Source organism: Asticcacaulis aquaticus (assembly GCF_028550415.1).
Taxonomy (GTDB): Bacteria; Pseudomonadota; Alphaproteobacteria; order Caulobacterales; family Caulobacteraceae; genus Asticcacaulis; species Asticcacaulis aquaticus.
Genome location: NZ_JAQQKX010000021.1, coordinates 25448 through 46221 on the forward strand (window position 1 = coordinate 25448; position 20774 = coordinate 46221).

At 63.1% G+C, this 20774-nt stretch carries 9 protein-coding genes and 1 pseudogene; 6 read left to right on the forward strand and 4 right to left on the reverse strand.

Features of this window, described 5'->3' with window-relative positions:
• Positions 1–3: 3 nt before the first annotated feature.
• Positions 4–7506 carry a beta strand repeat-containing protein gene (locus PQU92_RS17730; RefSeq protein WP_272749634.1) on the reverse strand — a complete coding sequence of 2501 codons (7503 nt, stop codon included), beginning with the start codon at positions 7504–7506 and terminating at the stop codon, positions 4–6.
• 326 nt (positions 7507–7832) lie between these two features.
• Here PQU92_RS17730 and PQU92_RS17735 point away from each other — a divergent pair, with 326 nt between their 5' ends.
• The 4 genes from PQU92_RS17735 to PQU92_RS17750 all read left to right on the forward strand — a co-directional run bounded on the left by PQU92_RS17735 (position 7833) and on the right by PQU92_RS17750 (position 14414).
• Positions 7833–9194, forward strand: coding sequence for a flagellar hook protein FlgE (locus PQU92_RS17735; protein ID WP_272749635.1), 1362 nt, complete (start codon positions 7833–7835; stop codon positions 9192–9194).
• A 112-nt stretch (positions 9195–9306) separates the two neighbouring features.
• Positions 9307–10236, forward strand: a complete 930-nt coding sequence (locus PQU92_RS17740; RefSeq protein ID WP_272749636.1) for a hypothetical protein — start codon at positions 9307–9309, stop codon at positions 10234–10236.
• 194 nt (positions 10237–10430) lie between these two features.
• Entirely contained in the window at positions 10431–13214 is a 2784-nt protein-coding gene (locus PQU92_RS17745; protein ID WP_272749637.1) for a TonB-dependent receptor, read from the forward strand.
• 303 nt (positions 13215–13517) lie between these two features.
• A complete protein-coding gene (locus PQU92_RS17750) occupies positions 13518–14414 on the forward strand; it encodes a LysR family transcriptional regulator (protein WP_272749638.1) in 897 nt (298 codons plus the stop codon).
• Here PQU92_RS17750 and PQU92_RS17755 read toward each other — a convergent pair whose 3' ends face one another.
• The gene (locus PQU92_RS17755) at positions 14415–16271 is read right to left on the reverse strand and encodes a DUF8034 domain-containing protein (RefSeq protein WP_272749639.1); all 1857 of its coding nucleotides are present in this window, start codon (positions 16269–16271) and stop codon (positions 14415–14417) included.
• A 7-nt stretch (positions 16272–16278) separates the two neighbouring features.
• Positions 16279–17613 carry an MFS transporter gene (locus PQU92_RS17760; RefSeq protein WP_272749640.1) on the reverse strand — a complete coding sequence of 445 codons (1335 nt, stop codon included), beginning with the start codon at positions 17611–17613 and terminating at the stop codon, positions 16279–16281.
• A 267-nt stretch (positions 17614–17880) separates the two neighbouring features.
• On the opposite strand from PQU92_RS17760, the gene kdgD reads away from it, so the two are divergent.
• Together kdgD and PQU92_RS17770 are read left to right on the forward strand one after the other, a co-directional pair.
• A complete protein-coding gene (gene kdgD, locus PQU92_RS17765) occupies positions 17881–18819 on the forward strand; it encodes a 5-dehydro-4-deoxyglucarate dehydratase (protein WP_272749641.1) in 939 nt (312 codons plus the stop codon).
• Positions 18820–18827: 8 nt separating this feature from the next.
• Complete coding sequence (locus PQU92_RS17770; protein ID WP_272749642.1) at positions 18828–20420, forward strand: carboxylesterase/lipase family protein; 1593 nt, start codon at positions 18828–18830, stop codon at positions 20418–20420.
• Between the two features lie 252 nt (positions 20421–20672).
• Here PQU92_RS17770 and PQU92_RS17775 read toward each other — a convergent pair.
• A pseudogene (locus tag PQU92_RS17775) lies at positions 20673–20774 on the reverse strand (IS5/IS1182 family transposase); the annotation flags it as partial.

Consider the following 20774-nt stretch of genomic DNA (forward strand, 5'->3'; position numbering starts at 1 on the left):
ACCTTAGCTTAGGGCGGCGCGCAGGGCGGCCAGTTGAACGGCCGACAGGCTGGCGATCTGGGTGGTGGTCAGGTAGCTGATCTGTTCCGGCGTCAGGGCCTCGATCTGGTAGGTATTGAGCGCGCTGAGGAAGGTGGTGCCGAGCAGGCCCATGCTGGTGGTGGTCAACTGGCTGAGTTGCACGGCACTCAGCACCGCCATTTCCCCGGCGCTGAGATTGTCGAGCTGGGTGGCGGTCAGGGCGGCAACCTGTTCGGCGGTCAGGGCGGTGAACTGCGTCGTGGTGAAGGCGGCGATCTCGGTGATGGTCAGGCTGCCGATCTGGGTGGGGGTGAGCGCCGAAACCTGCGTGGTCGATAGCGCGGCGATCTGCGCCGTGGACAGGGCCCGAAGCTGCATCCGGACCAGCGCCGACAACTGCGTGGTGGTCAGGGCGGCGATCGAGGTGGTCGACAACGCTGCCACGTCCTCGGTCGCCCAGGCTCCGATCTGGGTGGTGGTCAGGCCCGCGATCTGGGTCAGGGTCAGGGCGGCGATGTGAACCTCGGTCAGGCCGGAAATCGCCTGAGTGGACAGAGCCCCGATCTGGGTGGAACTGAGCGCCGACAACTGCGTGGTGGTCAGGGCCGACACCTCTGTGGCGGTCATGCCGTGAATGCCGCTGTCGGACAGGGACGCCAGTTGCGTGGTGGTGATCGAGGCAATGTGCGCCTCAAGCAGCGACGCCACGCCGGTTGCCGACAGCGAGCCGAACTGCACCATGCTCAACGCCGCGATCTGGGTGTCGGTCAAAGCGCCGATGGCGGTAGCGGACAATACGCCCATCTGGGTTTGCGTCAGGCCGCCGATCTGGGTGGTGGTCAGGGCCGTCGTCTGGGTGGCACTGAGGCCGGTGATGGCCGAGGTCGAGAGGCCGGCGATCTGGGTGGCCGCCAGAACCGACAATTGCGACGTGGTGAGCGCGCCCATACCGGTCGCGGTCAGGCCGCCCAGTTGTGTCGCCGTCAGGGCGCCGACCTGCGTGGTGGACAGGGCGGTGAGCTCGCTGGTCGTCAGCCCGCCGATCTGCGCCGAGGTCAGGCCGCGTAACTGCGTCGTCGTCAGGGCATTGATCTGGGCAGTGGTGAAGCCCGGCAGGGCGGTGACGGCCAGCCCCGACATCTGGGTCGAGCTGAGGCCGCGCAGTTGCGTGGTCGACAGGGCGGCGATCTGAGTATCGGTCAGACCGCCCATGCCGGTGGTCGAAAGACCCGACAACTGCGTCGAGGTAAGGACCGCCAACTGCGTCGCCGTCAGGGCGGCGGTTTCCGTGGCGACCAGTCCGGCCAGTTGCGTCGAACTGAGGCCCGATACCTGCGCCGTCGTCAGGCCACGCACCTCGTCGGCGGTCAGGCCGCTCAGTTGCGTGGCCGAAAGCGCCTTGGTCTGGGTGGTGGTCAGGGCGGCGACCTGCGTCGGGGTCAGGCCGCTGAGGCCCGTAGACGACAGGGCCGCCACCTGAGTCGTGGTCAGGGTCTGGATCTGCGTCGCGCTCAGGGCCGCCAGACCGGTCGCGGTCAGGGCGGCGACCTGCGTGGTGGCCAATGCCGCGACCTGTGTCCCGGTCAGGCCTTGCACCTGCGTGGCGGTCAGGACGCCGACCTGCGTGGTCGTCAGGCCATTTAGCTGCGTGGTGGTCAGGGCGGCGATCTGGCTGGCGCTGAAATCCTCGACGTCCTCGGTGCTGAGCGCGGCCATCTGCGTGGCGGTGAGGGCGGCCAGTTGCGTGGTCGCCAGGGTCTGGATCTGGCTTTCGCTGAGGCCGGAAATGGCCTGACTGTCGATGGCGGCGAACTGCGTGGTGGTCAGGGCCGATAATTGTGTGGCGGTGAGCGATTCCAGCGCCGTATAGCTCAGGCCCTTGATTTGCGTCGTATAGAGCGCCGACAGGGCCGTGGCGCTCAGGCCGGAAACCTCGTCCGGATTGAGCGCGGCGATCTGGGTGGCGCTGAGGCCGCGCAACTGCGTCGAGGTCAGGGCCGCCAGATGGGTCGCGTCGAGCGCGTTGATCTGCGTGGCGGTAAAGGCCCCCAGTTGCGTCGAGGTCAGGGCCGACAACTGCGTCAGGGTCAGGCCGCCCAGCTGATCGTCACTCAGGCCCTGAATCCCGGCGGTCGATAATGCCGCCAGTTGCGTGCTGCTGAAGGCCGCCAGTTGTGTTGCCGACAGGGCCTCGATCTCGGTAGCGGTCAGGCCCTTGAGCTGGGTAGTCGTCAGGGTTTGAAGCTGGGTCTCGGTCAGGCCGCGCACGGCGGTTTCGCCCAAACCCCCGATCTGGGTCGAACTGAGGCCCCGCAGTTGCGTCGCCGTCAGGCTGGCGGTCAGGCTCGTCGTCAGACCCGGCAAGGCCTCGGTCGTCAGAGCGTTGATCTGGGTCGAGGTCAGGGCCTGAAGCTGGGTGCCACTGAGGCTCTCGATCTGGGTCGAGGTGAGGCCGCGTATCTGGGTGGTGGTGAGCGCCGTGACTTCCGTGGCGGTCAGGCCTGCGATCTGGGTGGTCGTCAGGGCGGCGACCAGTGTCGCCGACAGGCCCTTTAGCTGCGTGGTCGTCAATCCGGCGAGGTCGCTGGCGCTCAGGCCATGGATGCCGGTGGTGGAGAGGGCCGATATCTGGGTCGAGGTCAGGGCCGCCACCTGCGCGTCCGTCAGGTCGCCGACCTGAGTCGTCGTCAGGCCGGCGATGGCGGTGGCGGTGAGGGCGGCCAGTTGCGCGGTGCTCAGGGCCGCGATCTGGGTGGCATCGAGCGCCGACACGCCGGTAGCGGTCAATCCGGCGATCTGGGTGGTGGTCAGGCCGCTCAGCGCCGTGACGCCCAGCCCGGCGATCTGGGTGGTCGCCAGCGCCGAGACCTGCGTGGCGGTGAGGCTGGCCAACGCCGTGGCGGGCAGGGCCGTCAACTGCGTGGTCGTCAGGCCGGAAAGCCCTGTCGCGGTCAGGGCCGAAATCTGGGTGGTGGTCAGGGCCGCGACCTGTGCCGTCGTCAGGGCGGCCACGCTGTCGGAGGTCAGGCCCTTGACCTGCGTCGTGGTCAGGGCAGCGACTTGAGCCGTGGACAGGGCCTTGACCTGCGTGGTGGCGAGACTGGCGACCTGCGTGGCGGTCAGGCCCTTGATCTGAGTCGTGCTGAAGGCCGCCATGTCGGCCGCCGACAGGCCGGACAGTGCCGTTGTGGTCAGGGCCGCCAGTTGGGTTGTCCCCAGCGCCGCCAGTTGCGTGGCGCCGAGGCTGCCCGCCTGCGCCTCGGTCAGGCCGCTCAGGGCGGTGACGGTCAGGGCCTCGATCTGAGCGGCGGAAAAGGCGGCGATGTGGGTCTCATTGAGCGCGGCGACGCCGGTGGCGGTCAGGGCCTTTACCTGCGTGGTCGATAGTCCCGACAAGGTAGTGGCGGTCAGCTCCGACACCTCGTCTTCGGTCAGGGCGGCGATCTGCACGGTGGCGAGCCCGTTCATCTGGGTCGTGGTGAGCGCCGCCATCTGCGCCGCGCTCAGGCCGCGGAAGGCGGTCACGCTCAATGCCGCCAGTTGCGACGTGGAAAAGGCGCCCAGTTGCGCCGTCGTCAGGGCCGAGGCTTCGGTGGCGGTCAGCGCACCTATCTGCGTCGTCGTCAGAGCGGCTATTTCCGTCGGGGTCAGGGCGGCGATCTGGTTTTCGCTGAAACTGGCTATCTGGGTGGCGGTCAGAGCGCGCAGTTGCGTCGTGCTTAATCCCTGAATCTGAGTCGCCGACAGGCTGGCTATGCCGCTGGTCGCAAGCGCGGCGACTTGCTTTGTACTCATCACCGCCAGCTGCGTCAGCGACAGAGCCGCCACCTGATTGTCGCTCAGGCCGCTGATGCCGGTGGCCGAGAAGGCCACGATCTGGGTGGTGGTCAGCCCGGCCACCTGCGTCGAGGACAGGGCGGTCATCTGCGTCGCGGTGAGAGCGCTCAGTTGCGTCGTCGAGAGCGCCCCCAGTGTGTCGGCGGCGAGACCGGAGACCTGCGTCGTGGTCAGGGCGGCGATCTGGGTCACGCTGAACGTGGCGATCTGGCTGGCGGTCAGGCTGGCGATCTGCGTATTGGTCAGGCCCGCCATGCCGGCGACCGACAGGGCGGCCATCTGGGTGTCGCTCAACGCACCGATCTGGGTCGCCGTGAGCGCGGCAACGGCGGAAGCGGTCAGTCCTGCGATCTGAGTGGTGTAAAGCGATGCGACCTGCGTGGCGCTCAGGGCGGCGATCTGGGTCTCGGTAACGGCCCCCATTTCGGCGGCGGTCAGGCTTTTCAACTGCGTGGTCGACAGGGTCGCGAGGTCCGCCGCCGACAAACCCGCGATCTGGCTGGTCGTCAGGGCGCGGACCTGCGTCGTGGTCAGGGCCTGCAAACCGTCGTCGGTCAGAGCCTCCAGTTGCGCGGCGCTCAGGCCGGGTACCGCAGTGGCGCTGAGGCTTTTGAGCTGAGTTGTGTTGAGCGCCGCGACCTGTTCAGTGCTGAGATTAGCGACGCCGGTGGCCGTCAGGGCGCGCACCTGCACGGTGCCGAGCGCAGCGATCTGGGTGGCCGACAATCCCGCCAGATTGGACGCGCTCAGACCGGCGACCGCCGTGGTCGACAGGGCCGCGATCTGCGCGGCCGACAGGGCGGCGACCTTGTCGGAAGTCAGTCCACTCAGTTGTACGGCGCTGAGGACCGACACCTGAGACGTGGTGAGCGCCAAAAGCTGGGACTCGTTCAGCGCGCCGGTCTGGGTCGCATTAAGCGCCTTGATCTGGGTGGTCGACAGGACGCTGGTCTGGGTCGTGGAGAGGGCCGACACCTGATCGGTGGTCAGGGCGGCGATCTGGGTGGCGGCCAGCGCCTTGAGCAGAGTCGTGGTCAGGCTGCCCATCTGGTCGGCGCTGAGGCTCGATACCGCCGTCCCGGTCAGGCTGGCGATCTGGCGCGTGCCCAGGGCATTCAGTTGCGTGGCGGTGAGGGCCGCGACCTGCACGTCGGTCAGGCCGCTCAGGCCGGTGGTCGAAAAGGCGGCAACCTGCGCCGTGGTCAGGCTGGCGACCTGATCGGCGGTCAGGGCCTTGATCTGGGTCGCGGTGAGCGTGTTGAACTGCGTTGTCGACAGCCGCGACAATTCGGTGGGCGAGAAAGCGGCCACCTGATCGGCGGTGAGCGCCCGAATCTGGGTCGCGGTGAAGGCCCCCAGTTGCGTGGCCGTCAGGGTCGACAGTTCGCCCATCGACAGATTGGCGATCTGCGCCGCAGTGAGGGCGGCGATCTGCCGCTCGGTCAGCGATTGAAGCTGCGTCGCGCTCAGTTCGGCGAGGTCGCTGGCGGTCAGGCCCTGAATCTGCGTCGTGCTCAGCGATTGCAGCAGGGTGGTCGAGAGGGATTTCACCTGCCCGTCATTGAGCGCGCTGACCTGCGCCGAGGTGAGCGCGCTCCATTGGGTCGAGCCCAGCGCCGACAATTGACTGGCGGTCAGTTGCGACACCTCAGTGGTGGTCAGGGCCGCCATCAGGGTTTGCGGCAAACCGCGCAATTGCGTCGCGGTGAGGCCAACGATCTGGGCTTCACTGAGCCCCTTGATCGCTGTGGCCGTCAGGGCCGCCAACTGCGTGGCGCTGAGGACGCCGACCTGCGTGTTGGACAGGGCGGCGATGTCCGAAGCGACCAGCCCGCGCATCTGGGTCGTGGTCAGGAGCGCCAGTTGCGACAGGTCCAGCGACGCAATCTGGTCTTCGCTGAGATAGCCGATCTGGGTCGGTGTCAGGGCCCGAAGTTGCGTCGTGTTAAGGCTGTTCAACTGCGTGGCGGTCAGGCCCGACACCGCCCCGGCGCTCAGGGCGGTAATCTGGGTCAGGCTGAGGGTTGATAATTGCGTGCCGGTCAGGGTCGAGACCAGATCGGTACTGATCCCGCCGACCTGTGCCAGACTGAAGACGCCCAGTTGCGTGGCCGACAGGGCGCTCAATTGTGTGGCGCTGAGGCTGGCCACCGCCGAGGCGGTCAGGCCCTTGACCTGCGTGGTGGTCAGGCTGGCGATCAGGCTGGTGCCGAGGGCCGCCACCTGCGTCGTCGCCATGGCCGCGACCTGGGTCGAGGTCAGGCCCGACAACTGCGTCGTGGTGAGGATGTCGAGGTCTTCGGATCCGATGGCGCGAATCTGGGTGACCGTCAGGGCCCCCAGCTGATTGGCGGTCAGGGTCGAAAATTGCGTGGTGTTGAGCGCGGCGATCGCCGTGGCGCTCAGGCCGCTGATCTGATCGGTGCGCAGCCAGCCGAGTTCGGTTTCGCTCAGGCTATAGACCTGCCGCTCGACCAGAGCGTTCAACTGAGTCGAGGTCAGGTTGGAAAATTGTGCCGCGCTCAGGGTCGATATGGCCGTAGCGCTCAGCGTCTTGATCTGGGTGGTGGTCAGGGCCTTGATCTGGGTGTCGTTGAGCGCCGCCATCTGCGTCACCGACAGGGTGTTGATCTGGGTATCGGTCAGCCCCTTGATCTGGGTCGAGGTCAGGGCGGCGACGCGCACCGCACTCAGGCTTTGCAATTGTTCGGTGTTCAGGCCGGATACGGCGGTGACGGTCAGGCCCGACGACTGGGTGACGCTGAGCGCATTGATGAAGGTCGTACTCAGGCTGCTGATCTGGGTCGAACTCAGATACCCCATCTGGGTGGCGCTGTAGCCGCCGATCTGCGTCGTGCTGAGGGCGTTGAGCGTGTCGGCGCTGAGGCTGGCGATCTGGGTGGCCGTCAGGCCACCGATCTGAGTGGCGGTGAGGGCGGCGACCTGACTCGCCGACAGGGATTGCAGTTCGGTAACGCTCAGGCCGCGCACCTGCGTCGTGTTGAGGGTGGCGAGATCTTCGCCGGACAGGGCCGCGATCCCCGCCGTGCCGAGCCAGCCGATCTGGGTCGATGTGAGGCCGGATAGCTGCGTCACCGACAGGGCGTCGATCAGCGTGGCGCTCAGGCCTTGAATCTGCGCCGAGGTCAGGGCGCCGAGCTGTGTCGACGACAGGGCCGCCAGTTGCGTCGTACTAAGGACGCCGATCTGGTCGGTCTGTATGCCCCTAACCTGAGTCGTGGTCAGGACGCTCAGCTGGGTCGGCGACAGGGCGGCGAACTGCGTGGCGGAAAACTCGCCGATATCGGTCTGGGTCAGGCCGGCAATCTGCTGGGTGGTCAGGGCGGCGATATCCTCGACGCCGAACGCCTCGACCTGCGCCTCGATCAACACCGACAATTGCTTGGCGCTGAACACCATCTGATCGGCGGTAAAGGCCGCGATCTGTTCGGTCGTCAGGGCCCGCATCTGCGTGGTCGACAGGGCCGTCAGCTCGGTCGTGGTCAGGGACGCGATCTGTTCGAGCGTGAAGGCGGCGATCTGGGTCGTCGACAGGGCCGCGATGTCCGTGGTCGTCATGGCGCGGACCGCCGCGGTCGACAGGGCGGCGATCTGGTTGACGGAATAGGACGAATAGATGGAGGCCACGCGCCTTCATTTCCCCGGAAAATCGATGCTGAACACAGCGCCGGCCGGTCGCAAACCCTGAGGTCGCCGTGCGTTTTGCATCACCAGAAATGAAGCGCTGTTGCAGGGATTTGCTGCATAAAAGCGGTCAAATAGAGGTTTGAATGTATAAATTTTGAAATTAAATATATGTGGCGGCTGCTGTATTGTTTATTTCAAAATGGAAACATAGTGTTGTTATGGTTTCAAATTGGAAGTTCTATTTATATTGTGAAATTTACATTAGATTAACTGTATTTACTGTCATTTTATACGTTGAAATTTCACCCGACGTATTGAGAGGTTATATGTCCCTAAGCAGTGTTATGCTGACCGGCGTGTCCGGTCTGGCCGCCACCTCGACGGCGCTGTCGGGCATTTCCAACAATATCGCCAACGTCAATACGACGGCGTATAAGCGCATCGAGACCAACCTGTCGGCCACGGTGACGTCGAGCGCGGGCACGACCTATACCGGCAGCGGCGTGTCGGCCAGCACCTCGATGTCGGTGTCGCAGGCGGGGGCGCTGCAAACCACCACCTCGGCGCTGGATATGGCCATCGACGGTAACGGGTTCTTTGTGGTGTCCGATACCTCGGCGGCGGGCAGCGCCAGCCTCTATACCCGCGACGGGTCGTTTTCGGTCGATGCCGACGGCTATCTGGTCAATGCGTCGGGCTATTACCTTCAGGGCTGGACGGCAGACAGCTCGGGCAATGTGACGACCGGCGGCCTGACCTCGCAGCTTTCGGCCATTCGCATTCCGACGTCCGGCGACGATCCGGAAGCCACCACCGAGGTCAGCCTGTCGGCCAATCTCAATTCGACGACCGAAGCCTATACGGGCGAATACGATATCTCGACGGGCCTTTCGATGACCAGTTACGACGCCGAAGCGGGGACGGGCGTGGAGCCCGATTTCGAGATCACGATCCCGGTCTCGGACTCTCAGGGCGGCGAACACAGCCTGACCCTGTCGTTTCTCAAGAGCGAGACGGCGAACGAATGGACCGTCGAGCTATGGTCCGACGACGTCAGCGGTGGTTACGGTGCCGACGGGAACATTATCAAGACCGGGACCATTAGCTTCAACGAGGACGGCTCGATAAATACCGACAGCCTGAACGCCTTTCTGGGCAGCGAAGGTTCGACGATCAGCATCGGAGCCTCCAGCGACGAGTCCGGCGGCCTGCACTGGAACAGCGATCTGGGGATCGAAGGGCAGGCGATCACGCTCGATATCAGCGACGGTCTGACCCAGATGGCCTCAGCGTCCACGGTCAACAGCGTTGAGGCCAACGGTACGGTGTTCAGCGACGTTACGGACGTTCAGATCGGCGAGGACGGCACGGTCACGGCGGTCTATGAGGACGGCTCGACGCGGACCATAGCCCAGGTGGCGCTGGCCACCTTCGTCAATGCCGACGGCCTGAAGGCCGTATCCGGCAATGCCTATAAGGCGACCTCGGCCTCGGGCAGCTATACGCTGAAAACCCCCGGCAGCGAAGGGGCGGGGAGCCTGACCGCCTCGGCGCTCGAAGCCTCCACCGTCGATCTGGCGACCGAATTCACCGACCTGATCACGGTGCAACGCGCCTATTCGGCGTCATCGAAAATCATCACCACCGCCGATGAAATGCTGCAGGAACTGATCAGCCTCAAGCGCTAATATGTCAGGGCTGTCGTGTATGCTGAAAATGATTTCATATGCGAATTAATGTCATCAAAGTCGCGACTTTTTCTTATTTTACATTGCCTTATGCAATGAAATGGGGAACGTGATGTCGGCCTTTGAAACGCTTTACCATCTGATGACGGCCCTGCCGAAGGCGGATGGCACCCTGTCGTCCGAACTGGTCGAGGTGGTGCGCAATATCCGGACCGGCAACCGACAATGCCTTCTGGCCTTTCCGCCAAAGGTGGCGGGGACCTTCCTGCGCACGGCGCTGGTCGAACTTCTGGGGCAGCACTATGAAAGTTATCTCAGCCGCGGGGCCTATGCCAATGTCACCCTGTCGCACGACCTCTATTTTCCCACGCTCCTCAATCAGCATATCGTCTCCGGGACGCGTCCGGGCGCGGCGGTGATGCACCTGCACCTCAATCCGTCGCGTCATACGACGGCGCTGGTCGAAGCGTTCGATATCCCGGTCGTCATCGGGACGCGTGACATCCTCGACACTTTGGTCAGTGCCAAGAACATGTGCGATGCCGCCCCGCCCACCGAAGCGGACAGCTTCAGCGCGCTGGGGGCGCCCTGGCACGACCTGACCGAGGCCGAGCAGCGCCACGTGCTGGTGCACGTTCTGCCGGCGTGGTACGCCCGTTTCTACGGCGCATGGATGCGCTATTCCGTCGATTGCCACGTCCGGGGCCTGAGGCCGCCCCTGTGGCTGCGTTACGACGATCTGGTGGCCCAGCCGGTGGACCTGATCGGGGCCATCCTCACCCATGTCGATCCGACCCACACCTATGCGCCCGCCGATATCGCTGCCGTCCATGAACGGACGCGCCGCAAAAAGGCCGATGTCCGCCTCAACAAGGGCATATCCGGCCGGGGCGAGGCCTACTTTACTCCTGAGGAAAAAGAGATCATCCATCAGGCTCTGCGCTCGGCCGGTGAACGCGAAATGATCGGTCTGGGGATTCTGCCCGACCCGGCGGTCAGCGCGCGATATGACGCTCCGGCCGTGCCTCAGGTGGCGGAATAGTCGCTGACGCCACCTGGCTTCCAAACCCGTTTTTCAGCCGATCCGCCGGACGCGTTCATTCCACTTCGCGCATCGATTCATGCGTGAATGGAATTCGCGTCCTTTTTTAATCGGCCTATGATCCTTGCATAACAACATGACGGGAATGCTTCAAACGCATCGAATATTCCGTCAGGCAGGCAAGGAAAAACACCATGATCACATCAGGGAAGACGGCTCGTCAGAGCCTGACCTACGGCGCATCTATGCTCGCTTTGCTGGCGTTGGGCGCACCTCACGCCATGGCGCAGGACGCGGCCTCCGCGAATGACGAACCGGTCGAGGTAGTCGTCACCGGGTTCCGCAGCAGCCTTCAGAGCGCCATCCGCGCCAAGCGCATGGAAACCGGCGTCGTCGATGCCATCAAAGCCGAGGACATCGCCGACTTCCCCGATCTGAACCTTGCTGAATCCCTGCAACGCATCCCGGGTGTCACCATCACCCGCGCCAATGGCGAAGGTCGTCAGATTTCTGTGCGCGGTCTGGGATCTGAATACACCCGCGTCCGCGTCAACGGCATGGAAGCCATCGCCACCACAGGCGGCACGGTCAATTCCGGCGGCACCAACCGGACGCGCGGCTTCGATTTCAACATGTTCGCCTCGGAACTGTTCAACTCCTTAAGCGTGCGCAAGACGGCTTCCGCCGAGGTCGAAGAAGGGTCACTGGGCGCGACCGTCGATCTGCAGACGGCGCGGCCCTTCGATTACAAGGGCGATCAGCTCGTCATGTCGGCGCAGGCCAGCTACAACGATCTGGCGCGCGAAACCACACCGCGGTTCACCGCCATGGCCAGCCGTCGCTGGGCCGACGGGCGTCTGGGGGCGCTGGTCTCGGTCGCCTATGAAAAGCGCCATATCCTCGAAGAAGGCGCCAATATCACGCGCTGGACCTATGGCGGCGCCAATAGCGGCTTCAACACGGCCTCGACGCTCAGCGGCTATACGATCGCCCAGATCAACGACACCAACACGGCCACCGCGCTGTATCATCCGCGCATCCCGTCCTATGTCAGCTACGACATCAATTCCGAACGTCTGGGCCTGACCGGCGCGTTCCAGATGCGCCTTTCGGAAGCCACCCTGTTCACCCTCGACGTCCTCTATTCCGACGTGAAGACGACGCGCGGCGAGCATCAGCTTCAGGCTATCGGCTTCAGCCGCGCCGGCACGGGCAAACCGCAGACCATCATCCGCAGCGGTACGGTCGAAGGCAAGAATATCGTGCAGGGCGTGTTCGACAATGTCGATCTGCGCACCCAGACCGCCTGGGACGAGATGGAAACCGAATTCTCGCAAGTCACCCTGACCCTGACGCACACCTTTTCCGAAAAGCTGCGCGGCGGCCTTATCGCCGGTCGGTCCACATCGGACTTCTCCAACCCGGTCTCGACCATCATCACCTTCGATCGCGCCAATTCGCAGGGCTACAGCTACGACTTCCGGTCGCGCCTGCCGGCTATCAGCCTGAATTTCGACGCCACCAGCCCGGCCAGCTGGTCGATGATCGACGGCACCTCCGAGGTGCGCATCCGTCCGAACTTCGTCACCAACGCCTTCACCACGGCCAAGGGCTATCTCGAATACGACGTCAACGAAAACCTGACCCTGAAAGGCGGGCTCGACTACCGCAAGTTCGAGTTCGACTCTCGCGGCTACTACCGGACGACGGAAACCAAGGTCGATACCCTGTCGGCCGCCGATCTGGCCGCGGTGTCGACCGTCTATAGCGGCTTCGGACGCAATCTGGACCAGCCGTCGGGCAATGCCACGGCGTGGCTGGCCCCCGACCTCAACGCCTTTGCCGCCAAGTACAATATCTATTGCAACTGCGGTATCTATGCCCTGACCGACATCAACAATTCGTCGGCGCGCGGGCAATGGATTACGGTCGATGAAGCCGATTCGGGTGCCTATCTGCAGGCCGACTACAAATTCACCGCCTTCGGCCTCAACTGGCGTGGCGACGCGGGCCTGCGCTATTTCAAGACCAAGCAGCGCTCCAGCGGTTACGCGGCGGTGGGCTCGACGATCAAGCTGGTCGAGGCCGAGCGCACCTACGACATGACCCTGCCGTCGTTCAACATCGCGGCCGACCTGACCGACGACGTCGTCTTCCGCGTCAGCGCGGCGCAAACCATCGCCCGTCCGTCGATCTCCAGCCTCACCCCTGGTGGCGATGTCGGCATTCAGGGCGCCAACCGCTCCTATTCGCGCGGCAATCCGGACATTAACCCGACCAAGTCGAAAAACCTCGACCTGTCGCTGGAATGGTACCCGGCCCCGAACTCGCTCTACGCCTTTGGCTTCTTCTACAAGAAGATCGACACCTTCGTGCAGACCCTGCGTCAGGACATCCCCTTCAACCAGCTGGGCCTGCCGAATTCATTGCTCGACGGGACGACCGCGACGACCAGCGATATCTTCGCGGTTAGCCAGCCGGTGAATTCGCCGGGCGGCGACCTGAAGGGGTTCGAAGTCAATATGCAGCAGCAACTGACCTTCCTGCCGGGCTTCTGGTCGAATTTCGGCGTGCTGGCCAACTACACCTATGTCGACTCGACGATCAATTACCTGACCTCGACGACGCCGGGCGCACCGACCATTCCGGAAACCTTGGTCGGTCTGTCGAAGAACGCGGCGAATTTCACGCTCTATTACGAAGTCGAGAAGTTCAGCATCCGGGGCTCCGTCGCCTATCGCGAAGGCTACCTGACCGCCGTGCCGTCCAACGACGGCAACACGGTCGCCGGTACAAATGAGACGACCAATTTCGACATGCAGGCCTCCTATAACCTGACGCCGAAGCTGAAGCTCAGCCTTGAAGGCATCAACCTGACGGATGAGTTCAACGATCAGTATGTCGACGCCACCAACCGTCTGAACGTGCGCAGCCATACGGGTCGCCAGTTCTTCCTCAGCGCGCGGTATAGCTTCTAACCTCCTTACGCCGGTGCGCGCGAGGCCCCCAACTCACGCGCACAGGTGCGGCGTAGTCCCTGCGCCAGACGACCGGATATCCATTCCCCCGATATTCGGTTCGCACTTAGCCCGTCTCGCTCAAACCGAGCGGGACGGGCTCATTTTTTGCTGGTCGCGCAGGCCAAAAACCGCTTCGCACTTTTTGGCCTGCGCTTGAAGCCACGGCTGCCCTACCGCAGCCGTGGCTCTTTTCTTTTGTAAAGACGATGTCTCATGTTAGCTTCGTTCCAAATACATCCGATAAAACGGGTACAGGGAAACATGTTCGAACTCAGCCAGATACGGTGCTTCGTCACCGCCGCCGACGAGTTGCACTTCGGCCGGGCGGCGGCGCGGCTGAACATGACCCAGCCGCCCCTCAGCCGGCAGATTCAGGTGCTTGAGCGCATCCTTGGCGTCCCACTCTTCGAGCGCACCAGCCGCAGCGTGAAACTGACCCCGGCGGGTCGGGTCTTCCTGCCCGAAGCGCGGCGGATCATCTGGCTGGCCGAAAGCGCAACCCTGGCCGCACGCAAGGTGGCGCAGGGCGACGCCGGACGCATCGGGATCGGTTTCACCGCCGTGTCGGGCTACAGCTTCCTGCCGCAGATCGTGGCGCAGGCGCGGGCGCGCCTGCCCAATATCGAGTTGGAGCTGCGCGAAATGGTCTCCAGCCAGCAGGTTGAAGCCTTGCAGACCGGTCTGATCGATATCGGCTTCCTGCGTCAGCCGCTCGAACGGCACGAATTCGAGTCGGAGCGCGTGGTCTGCGAAGGGCTGGTCGCGGCCCTGCCGACGGGCGATCCGCGTCTGACGACACCGGAACTGACCCTGGTCGATTTCGATGGCTCGCCCCTGATCATGTATTCGCGCGAAGGGGCCAGCTATTTCCACAACATGTTGATGTCGCTGTTCGCCGAGGCCGAGGTCAGGCCCGACTATGTGCAGCAGGTGACACAGATCCATTCCATGCTGGGTCTGGTCCGGGCGGGCCTGGGAATCGCCATTGTGCCGCGCACGGCCATGAGCCTGCAGTTTTCCGACGTCCATTATCGCGATATCGCGACCTCACCGGAAAAGCCGGTCGAACTGTACATGGTCTGGCGACGCGCCAACACCAACCCGGCGCTCGGTCCGGTTCGGAGCCTGTGCAGCGAGGTCGCGCCGAAGACGGTCTGATTACACTCGATCCCAAGGATGGCTCAGGGTAGGCGCGTTGGCGTGGCGTTTATGGGCAAAGCGGATCGTCGTGCCGCAACCGGGCGCGAGATCGAGCGTCACCTGATTGCTATTGAGGGCCTGAACTTTACCATCGATCGTCATGGCGGTGAATTGATGCTCGCCATAGCCGCCCGCCTGAACCGTAACGGTCCGTGTACGGAATGGATGCGTATTGACCAGAGTGACGGTGGTGGCCAGATCGCTCAGTTCACTGACCAAGGCGCCGACATCGTCCGGAATGCCGGCCCGGCGTTTCACCGGATCGAAGTAGCGCAGGCGGGCATAGAGCAGGGCGCCGCCCTGAGGCGCAGAGGTCTTCGACCAGGTTGGTCGCGCGATATGGATGGCCCCGCACATCAGGTGCAGCAGCGGCGTTACCTCCGCCGGATTGAACTTCAAAAGCGCGTCGGCAAGGCGGGTCTCTTTGGTTGTCGTGTCTTTGGCCAGATCGCCCATCTTCCTGCGCACGCTGTCGAGCGCGCCGCGCACCGCCGTAACAGGATAGGCCGGGTTCTTGCCGGTCAGATAGTCGATCCATGGATGGTTGGTATCGGCGCGCGCGAAGTCGTCAGGCCGCATCGACATGTACCAGATATCGAGCCCGTTGGTCCGGTAGGGGCCGGGCCGATAGCTGTACCAGCCGTCTTTGCCGTACATGGTCGGCACGCTGGACACGCCGTCGATCGATTTCGCCTGCGCATTGATCGCGGCGTTCTGATCGCGCCACACCTGTAGATACTTATCGTCGCCCGTCAGCAGATAGGCGTTCAAAAAGGCGACGATGGCGCGCGGTACGCGGTTACGGTCCTCGCGCTTACCGCTGACCGGATCGATCGGCGAAAAGCCCCAGCCATAGACATTGCCCCACCATTCTTTTTTCGGCCCGCCGATGCGGCCTTTCAGATCGACGTAGCTGGGCAGGATATGGCCGTTGCGTTTGGCGCGGTCGATCCAGGCGTCGAGATAGGTGGTAATCCAGTCACGGTATTTGCGCTCGCCCGAGATCATATAGGCGTTCATGACGAGGCTGGTCGATTGCAGGTTCAGCGGGCTGTCGCCGACGACGTCGGTATAGTCGACATAGTGGTCGAGCGTTTCCTGATAGGTCGACTCGCCGTGCTCCATGAAAAAGCCGGTCGGGTCGAAGGGATCGCCCGCCCAGTCGAGCGCCGTGGCCTTGCGCAGTTGCGGGCCCTTGGAGCCATTGATCATCGAGCGGATGATCTTGCGCTTAGGATCGTAGTTCTTTGCCTCTTTATCTTCGCCGGTATAGAAGCCGGAGAAGCGCCGGGCGCGGGCCTGAAAGGCCGGATCGTTCGGCGCGGACAGCCCCATCAGGTTGAACACCGACAGCCCTTCGGACAGGTGCTGCCAGTCGTTCATCACCGGAAATTCGCGGTAATACATGCCTTCGCGGGCAATCGGCGTCTCGACGGTCTTCGCCTCGGTATATTGTTTGAGGTGCCCCTCATAGGCCTTGGTATAAAGCTCACGCACCCGATCCGAACCGCCCAGCGCGTGCAGCAGCGGCCACTCGTTGCAGTTCTCTATCGCGTCGTCGGGGCCGTCATTCGCTCCCCAGCGCTCGAAGCACTGAAAATAGCCGCGGTCGTCGAAATAGCGGTTATAGAAGACCTCGACGGCTTCGCTCTCGACGCGCAGGGCCTCGCGTTGCAGCAGCGCCCATTCCGGCGGGGCCATGGGGGTGGCGATCACCGCATCGGCGGCTTTGGCCACGACGGGGAGGGCGGCCCCCAAAACGGGAGATAAGGTCGCGACGGCGCAGGCGCTTTTGAGCAGGGTACGGCGGTTCATCATCGTCTCAGTCGATCTTCAGGCGTTCGATCTTACCGGTAATCAGGCCGAAGGCCAGCATGGTAATGACGCAGTGAATGCCGACATAGAGGAGCGCGCCGTCGAAGGAACCGGTCACGGCCACGATATAGCCGATGACGATGGGGGTGACGATGCCTGCCGTATTGCCGAACATGTTGAACACCCCACCCGCCAGACCGATATATTCGCGCGGCGCGACATCCGACACGACGGCCCAGCCCAGAGACGCCACGCCCTTGCCGAAGAAGGCGACGGCCATCAACACGATCACCAGCCATTCTGCTTCGACATAGGCGCAGGCGATGATCGACAGGGCCAGCGTCATGCCGACGAAGATCGGGATCTTGCGCGAACGGCTGACATTACCCGACTTTTTGAGCAGATAGTCCGACAGGAAGCCGCCGACCAACCCGCCGATAAAGCCGCACAGCGCCGGGGCGGCGGCTGCGAAACCCGCCTGCATGATGTTCAGCCCGCGCTCCTTGACCAGATAGATCGGGAACCAGGTCACGAAGAAATAGGTCAGAACATTGATGCAGTATTGCGCGATGTAGATGCCGATCAGCATGCGATTGGTGAGCAGGAACTTCAGGCGCGTGAGGTTGAAACCGGTCTTATCGCCTTTGGCCTTGGCTTCCATGCTGACCGCGCCGCCGTCCTTCATGATGGCCAACTCCGCCGCATTGACCATCGGATGGGTCTCCGGGCTGCGGATGAATTTCGCAAAGACGAAGGCCGCGACGACGCCTAAGGCGCCCATGACGTAGAAGACCGAGCGCCAGCCGTGTTCGTGGACCAGCCACGACATCAGGGGCGCAAAGGCGACCAGCGCGAAATACTGCGCCGAATTGAAGATGGCCGAGGCCGTGCCGCGCTCGGCCGCCGGGAACCAGGCGGCGACGATGCGGGCGTTGCCGGGGAAGGAGGGCGCTTCGGCGAGGCCTACCAGAAAGCGCAGGACGAACAGCGAACCGACGATCGACAGGCCGCCGACGAACCCGACAAAACCCTGCATGGCGGTGAAGATCGACCATAGGGCAATGGCCCCGACATAGACGCGTTTAACGCCGAACCGGTCGAGCAGGGCGCCGCCGGGGATCTGTGCCGCCACATAGGCCCAGCCGAAGGCCGACAGAATAAAGCCCATCTGCACCGGGCTGAGGCCCAGCGCTTCCGACGCTGCTGAGCCCGCAATGGAAAAGGTCGAGCGGTCGGCGTAATTGATCGTCGTGATGATGAAAAGGAACGCGATCAGCCAGTAACGGGCGTGGGTCGGCTTGGTAGGCGCGGCAGAGGCCGCTTCCGTAAGGCTGTGGGACATGGTTCGCTCTCTGTATTCATGCGGCTCGTGTATCGGAGGCGATAACGCCGTTCGACCCGGACCTGTTTATGAGGCACAGTTACGCATAGTTTTTTACGCTTGGGGAGGGGCAGAATGCCGCCTTCATTGCGTTCCACGCATCGATCAATGCCGCCTTTGGCTTGGACGACGGGAGGGCTTGCCGATAGCGTTGAAGGAATGGATAGTGTGAATGCCTGACGTCTCATGCCGTCCCAATATCTCATAAAATTCACGCGGAGGTGCGTAATGGCTGGCATAAGCCCGAAGGAAATGGCGCAAACGATTGGAACGGGGCTTTTGTCCTTTCCGGTGACCCATTTCGATGCCAATAATCAGTTCGACGAAGGCCCCTATCGCGAACATTGCGCCTGGATGCTGGAAAAGCCGCTGGCCGGTCTGTTCGCCGCCGGTGGCACGGGCGAGTTCTTCTCGCTCAGCCTGACCGAGGTGCGCGACGTGGTCGCCGCCGCCGTCAAGGAAGCCAAGGGTAAGGTGCCGGTGGTTGCGGGTTGCGGCTACGGCACGCAGATCGCGGTCGAGCTGGCGCAATCCGCCGAGCAAAGCGGCGCTGACGGGATTTTGCTCCTGCCGCCCTATCTGATCAGCGGCAAGCAGGACGGTTTCGAGGCCCATATCGACGCGGTCTGTAAGGCCACCAAGCTCGGTGTCATCGTCTATAACCGCGACAACGGCATCATCGAGGACGAGGCTCTGGCCCGTCTGTGCGACCGCAATCCGAACCTTGTCGGCTATAAGGACGGTGTCGGCGATATCGAGCTGATGACGCGCATCTATACCCGCATGGGCGACCGCCTGACCTATATCGGCGGCCTGCCGACGGCGGAAACCTTCGCCGCACCCTATCTCAAGCTGGGCGTCACGACCTATTCTTCGGCCATCTTCAACTTCCTGCCGGACTGGGCGCTCAGCTTCTACGCCGCCGTGCGCGCCGAAGATCAGGCCGCGGTTCTGGCCGGTCTGCGCGATTTCGTCATGCCGTATATCGCGCTCCGCAACAAGGGCAAGGGCTATGCGGTGTCGATCGTCAAGGCAGGCATGAACGCCATCGGCCGCCCTGCCGGTCCGGTCCGCACGCCGCTCAGCGATTTGTCGGAGTCTGAACTGGCCGAACTGACCGCCCTGATCGCCAAGGTCCAGCCCTCGGCCCTGAAAAAGGCCGCCTGACCGTGAGAATGCCGCGCCGCCAGTTCATCGGGGGCGCGGTCGCTCTCGGTCTTGCCGCTTCGGCTCCGGACGCCGGGGCGACACGTACATCCCCTGTCGCCGTAACCGCCTACGGCAAGGTGCGCGGGCGCACCGAACGCGGGGTGCACGTCTTCAAAGGGGTGCGTTACGGGGCCGATACGGCCCCGAACCGTTTCCGCCCGCCGCGTCTGCCCGAGCCGTGGACCGGCATCCGGAATGCGTTCGACTTTGGTCCGGCCTGCCCGCAACGCAGCACCGACATGCCGGTCAGCGAAGACTGCCTGTTCCTCAATGTGTGGACTCGCGGCCTGAAGGATGGCGGTAAACGGCCCGTTCTGGTCTGGTTGCACGGTGGGGCCCACGCCTCCGGCCACGGGGCGTCGCCGCTCAATGACGGGACTAATCTGGCCCTGCGTGGCGATGTCGTGGTGGTCAGCCTCAATCATCGTCTTAATGTCTTCGGCTACGGTTATTTCGCACGACTGGGTGCGGCGGCGGGCGACAGCGACTTCGATTATTCCGGCAATGTCGGTCATCTCGATATCATTCAGGCCCTGAAATGGGTGCGCGACAATATCGCCGAGTTCGGCGGCGACCCGTCGAATGTCACCCTGTTCGGGCAGTCGGGCGGTGGCGGCAAGATCGTCGGCCTTATGGCCATGCGCGCCGCCGATGGCCTTTACCGTCAGTGCCTGACCATGAGTGGTCAGCACGTCACGGCGTCGGCGCCGCTCAACGCGACGATCCGCGCCGAAGCCTATCTGAAGACACTGGGCCTGACGCCCGCGCAGGTCGGCGACCTCAAGACTTTGCCGGTCGATAAGCTGGTCGCGGCGCTGGGGACGCAGGACCCGCTGGTGGTGCGCGACAAGATACTGTTCGCCGCGACGCTCGATTACAAGACCCTGTTCCGTCATCCGTTTTATCCCGACGCACCGGACGAGACGGCGCAGGTTCCGCTCATTATCGGCAATACGCACGACGAAACCGCGGCCTTCATGCGCGACCTGATGATCGCCAACGACACGACGTGGGAGACCCTCCCGCAGCGGTTGGCGAAGGAAATGCTGGTCGATATGTCGCCGGAATACGTCATTGCCCACTACCGGCAATGGTATCCGCAGATGACCCCGACCGATGTGCTGCGTGCTGCGGCGACCGCCGGACGAAGCTGGCGACCGCACCTCATTCAGGCCGAGGCGCGCGGGGCCAAGAACACGCCGACATGGATGTACCAGCTCGATTTCGGCTCGCCGGTTCACGGCGGACGACTGGGGGCTTATCACGGCTACGATATCGGCCTGATCTTCGACAATGTCCGCGTGCCAGAGGCCAACTGCGGCACGACTCCGGAAGAAATCGCCGCCGCGCAAACCGTCGCCGACCAGATGAGCACCATGCTTATTCAGTTCGCTCGCACCGGCAATCCGCAGACGCCCGGCTTACCGTCATGGCCGCGTTACGAGTTGTCGCGCCGGTCGACGATGATCTTCGATACGATGTCGCGCATCGAGGACGACCCGCGCGCACAGGAACGGCAACTGTTCGCCACCGTGCCCTATACTAAACCCGGCACCTGACGAAACGCTCTGTCCTGCGCAATTCGATCGTAATATTTTGAATTTATTGATATATGGCGCACACAAGAGGATTCGAACCATTGTATGTATCTGCCTATGGGTGGATTTAAGCGCATTGATTTACAATGATTTTATATAGACATTGTCTTTCGAGGTTCATTACAGTATCTGACAATCCAGCGCTTAAATGTACAACATTTGGGTAACTAATGGGTAAGTGAGCGGTTTTAAAACCCGCTCTAGGTTCGAGACTCAATCAGTCCACCAAGTAATTGCGATAGCAATAGCGATGGCGGCAGCAAAATTGGCTGCGAGTTTGTCGTATCGGGTGGCGATGCGTCTCCAGTCCTTTAA

Coding starts and splice junctions, on each gene's coding strand:
- PQU92_RS17735 (WP_272749635.1), top strand. CDS start 7,833: ATGTCCCTAAGCAGTGTTATGCTGACCGGCGTGTCCGGTCTGGCCGCC.
- PQU92_RS17740 (WP_272749636.1), top strand. CDS start 9,307: ATGTCGGCCTTTGAAACGCTTTACCATCTGATGACGGCCCTGCCGAAG.
- PQU92_RS17745 (WP_272749637.1), top strand. CDS start 10,431: ATGATCACATCAGGGAAGACGGCTCGTCAGAGCCTGACCTACGGCGCA.
- PQU92_RS17750 (WP_272749638.1), top strand. CDS start 13,518: ATGTTCGAACTCAGCCAGATACGGTGCTTCGTCACCGCCGCCGACGAG.
- PQU92_RS17755 (WP_272749639.1), bottom strand. CDS start 16,271: ATGAACCGCCGTACCCTGCTCAAAAGCGCCTGCGCCGTCGCGACCTTA.
- PQU92_RS17760 (WP_272749640.1), bottom strand. CDS start 17,613: ATGTCCCACAGCCTTACGGAAGCGGCCTCTGCCGCGCCTACCAAGCCG.
- kdgD (WP_272749641.1), top strand. CDS start 17,881: ATGGCTGGCATAAGCCCGAAGGAAATGGCGCAAACGATTGGAACGGGG.
- PQU92_RS17770 (WP_272749642.1), top strand. CDS start 18,828: ATGCCGCGCCGCCAGTTCATCGGGGGCGCGGTCGCTCTCGGTCTTGCC.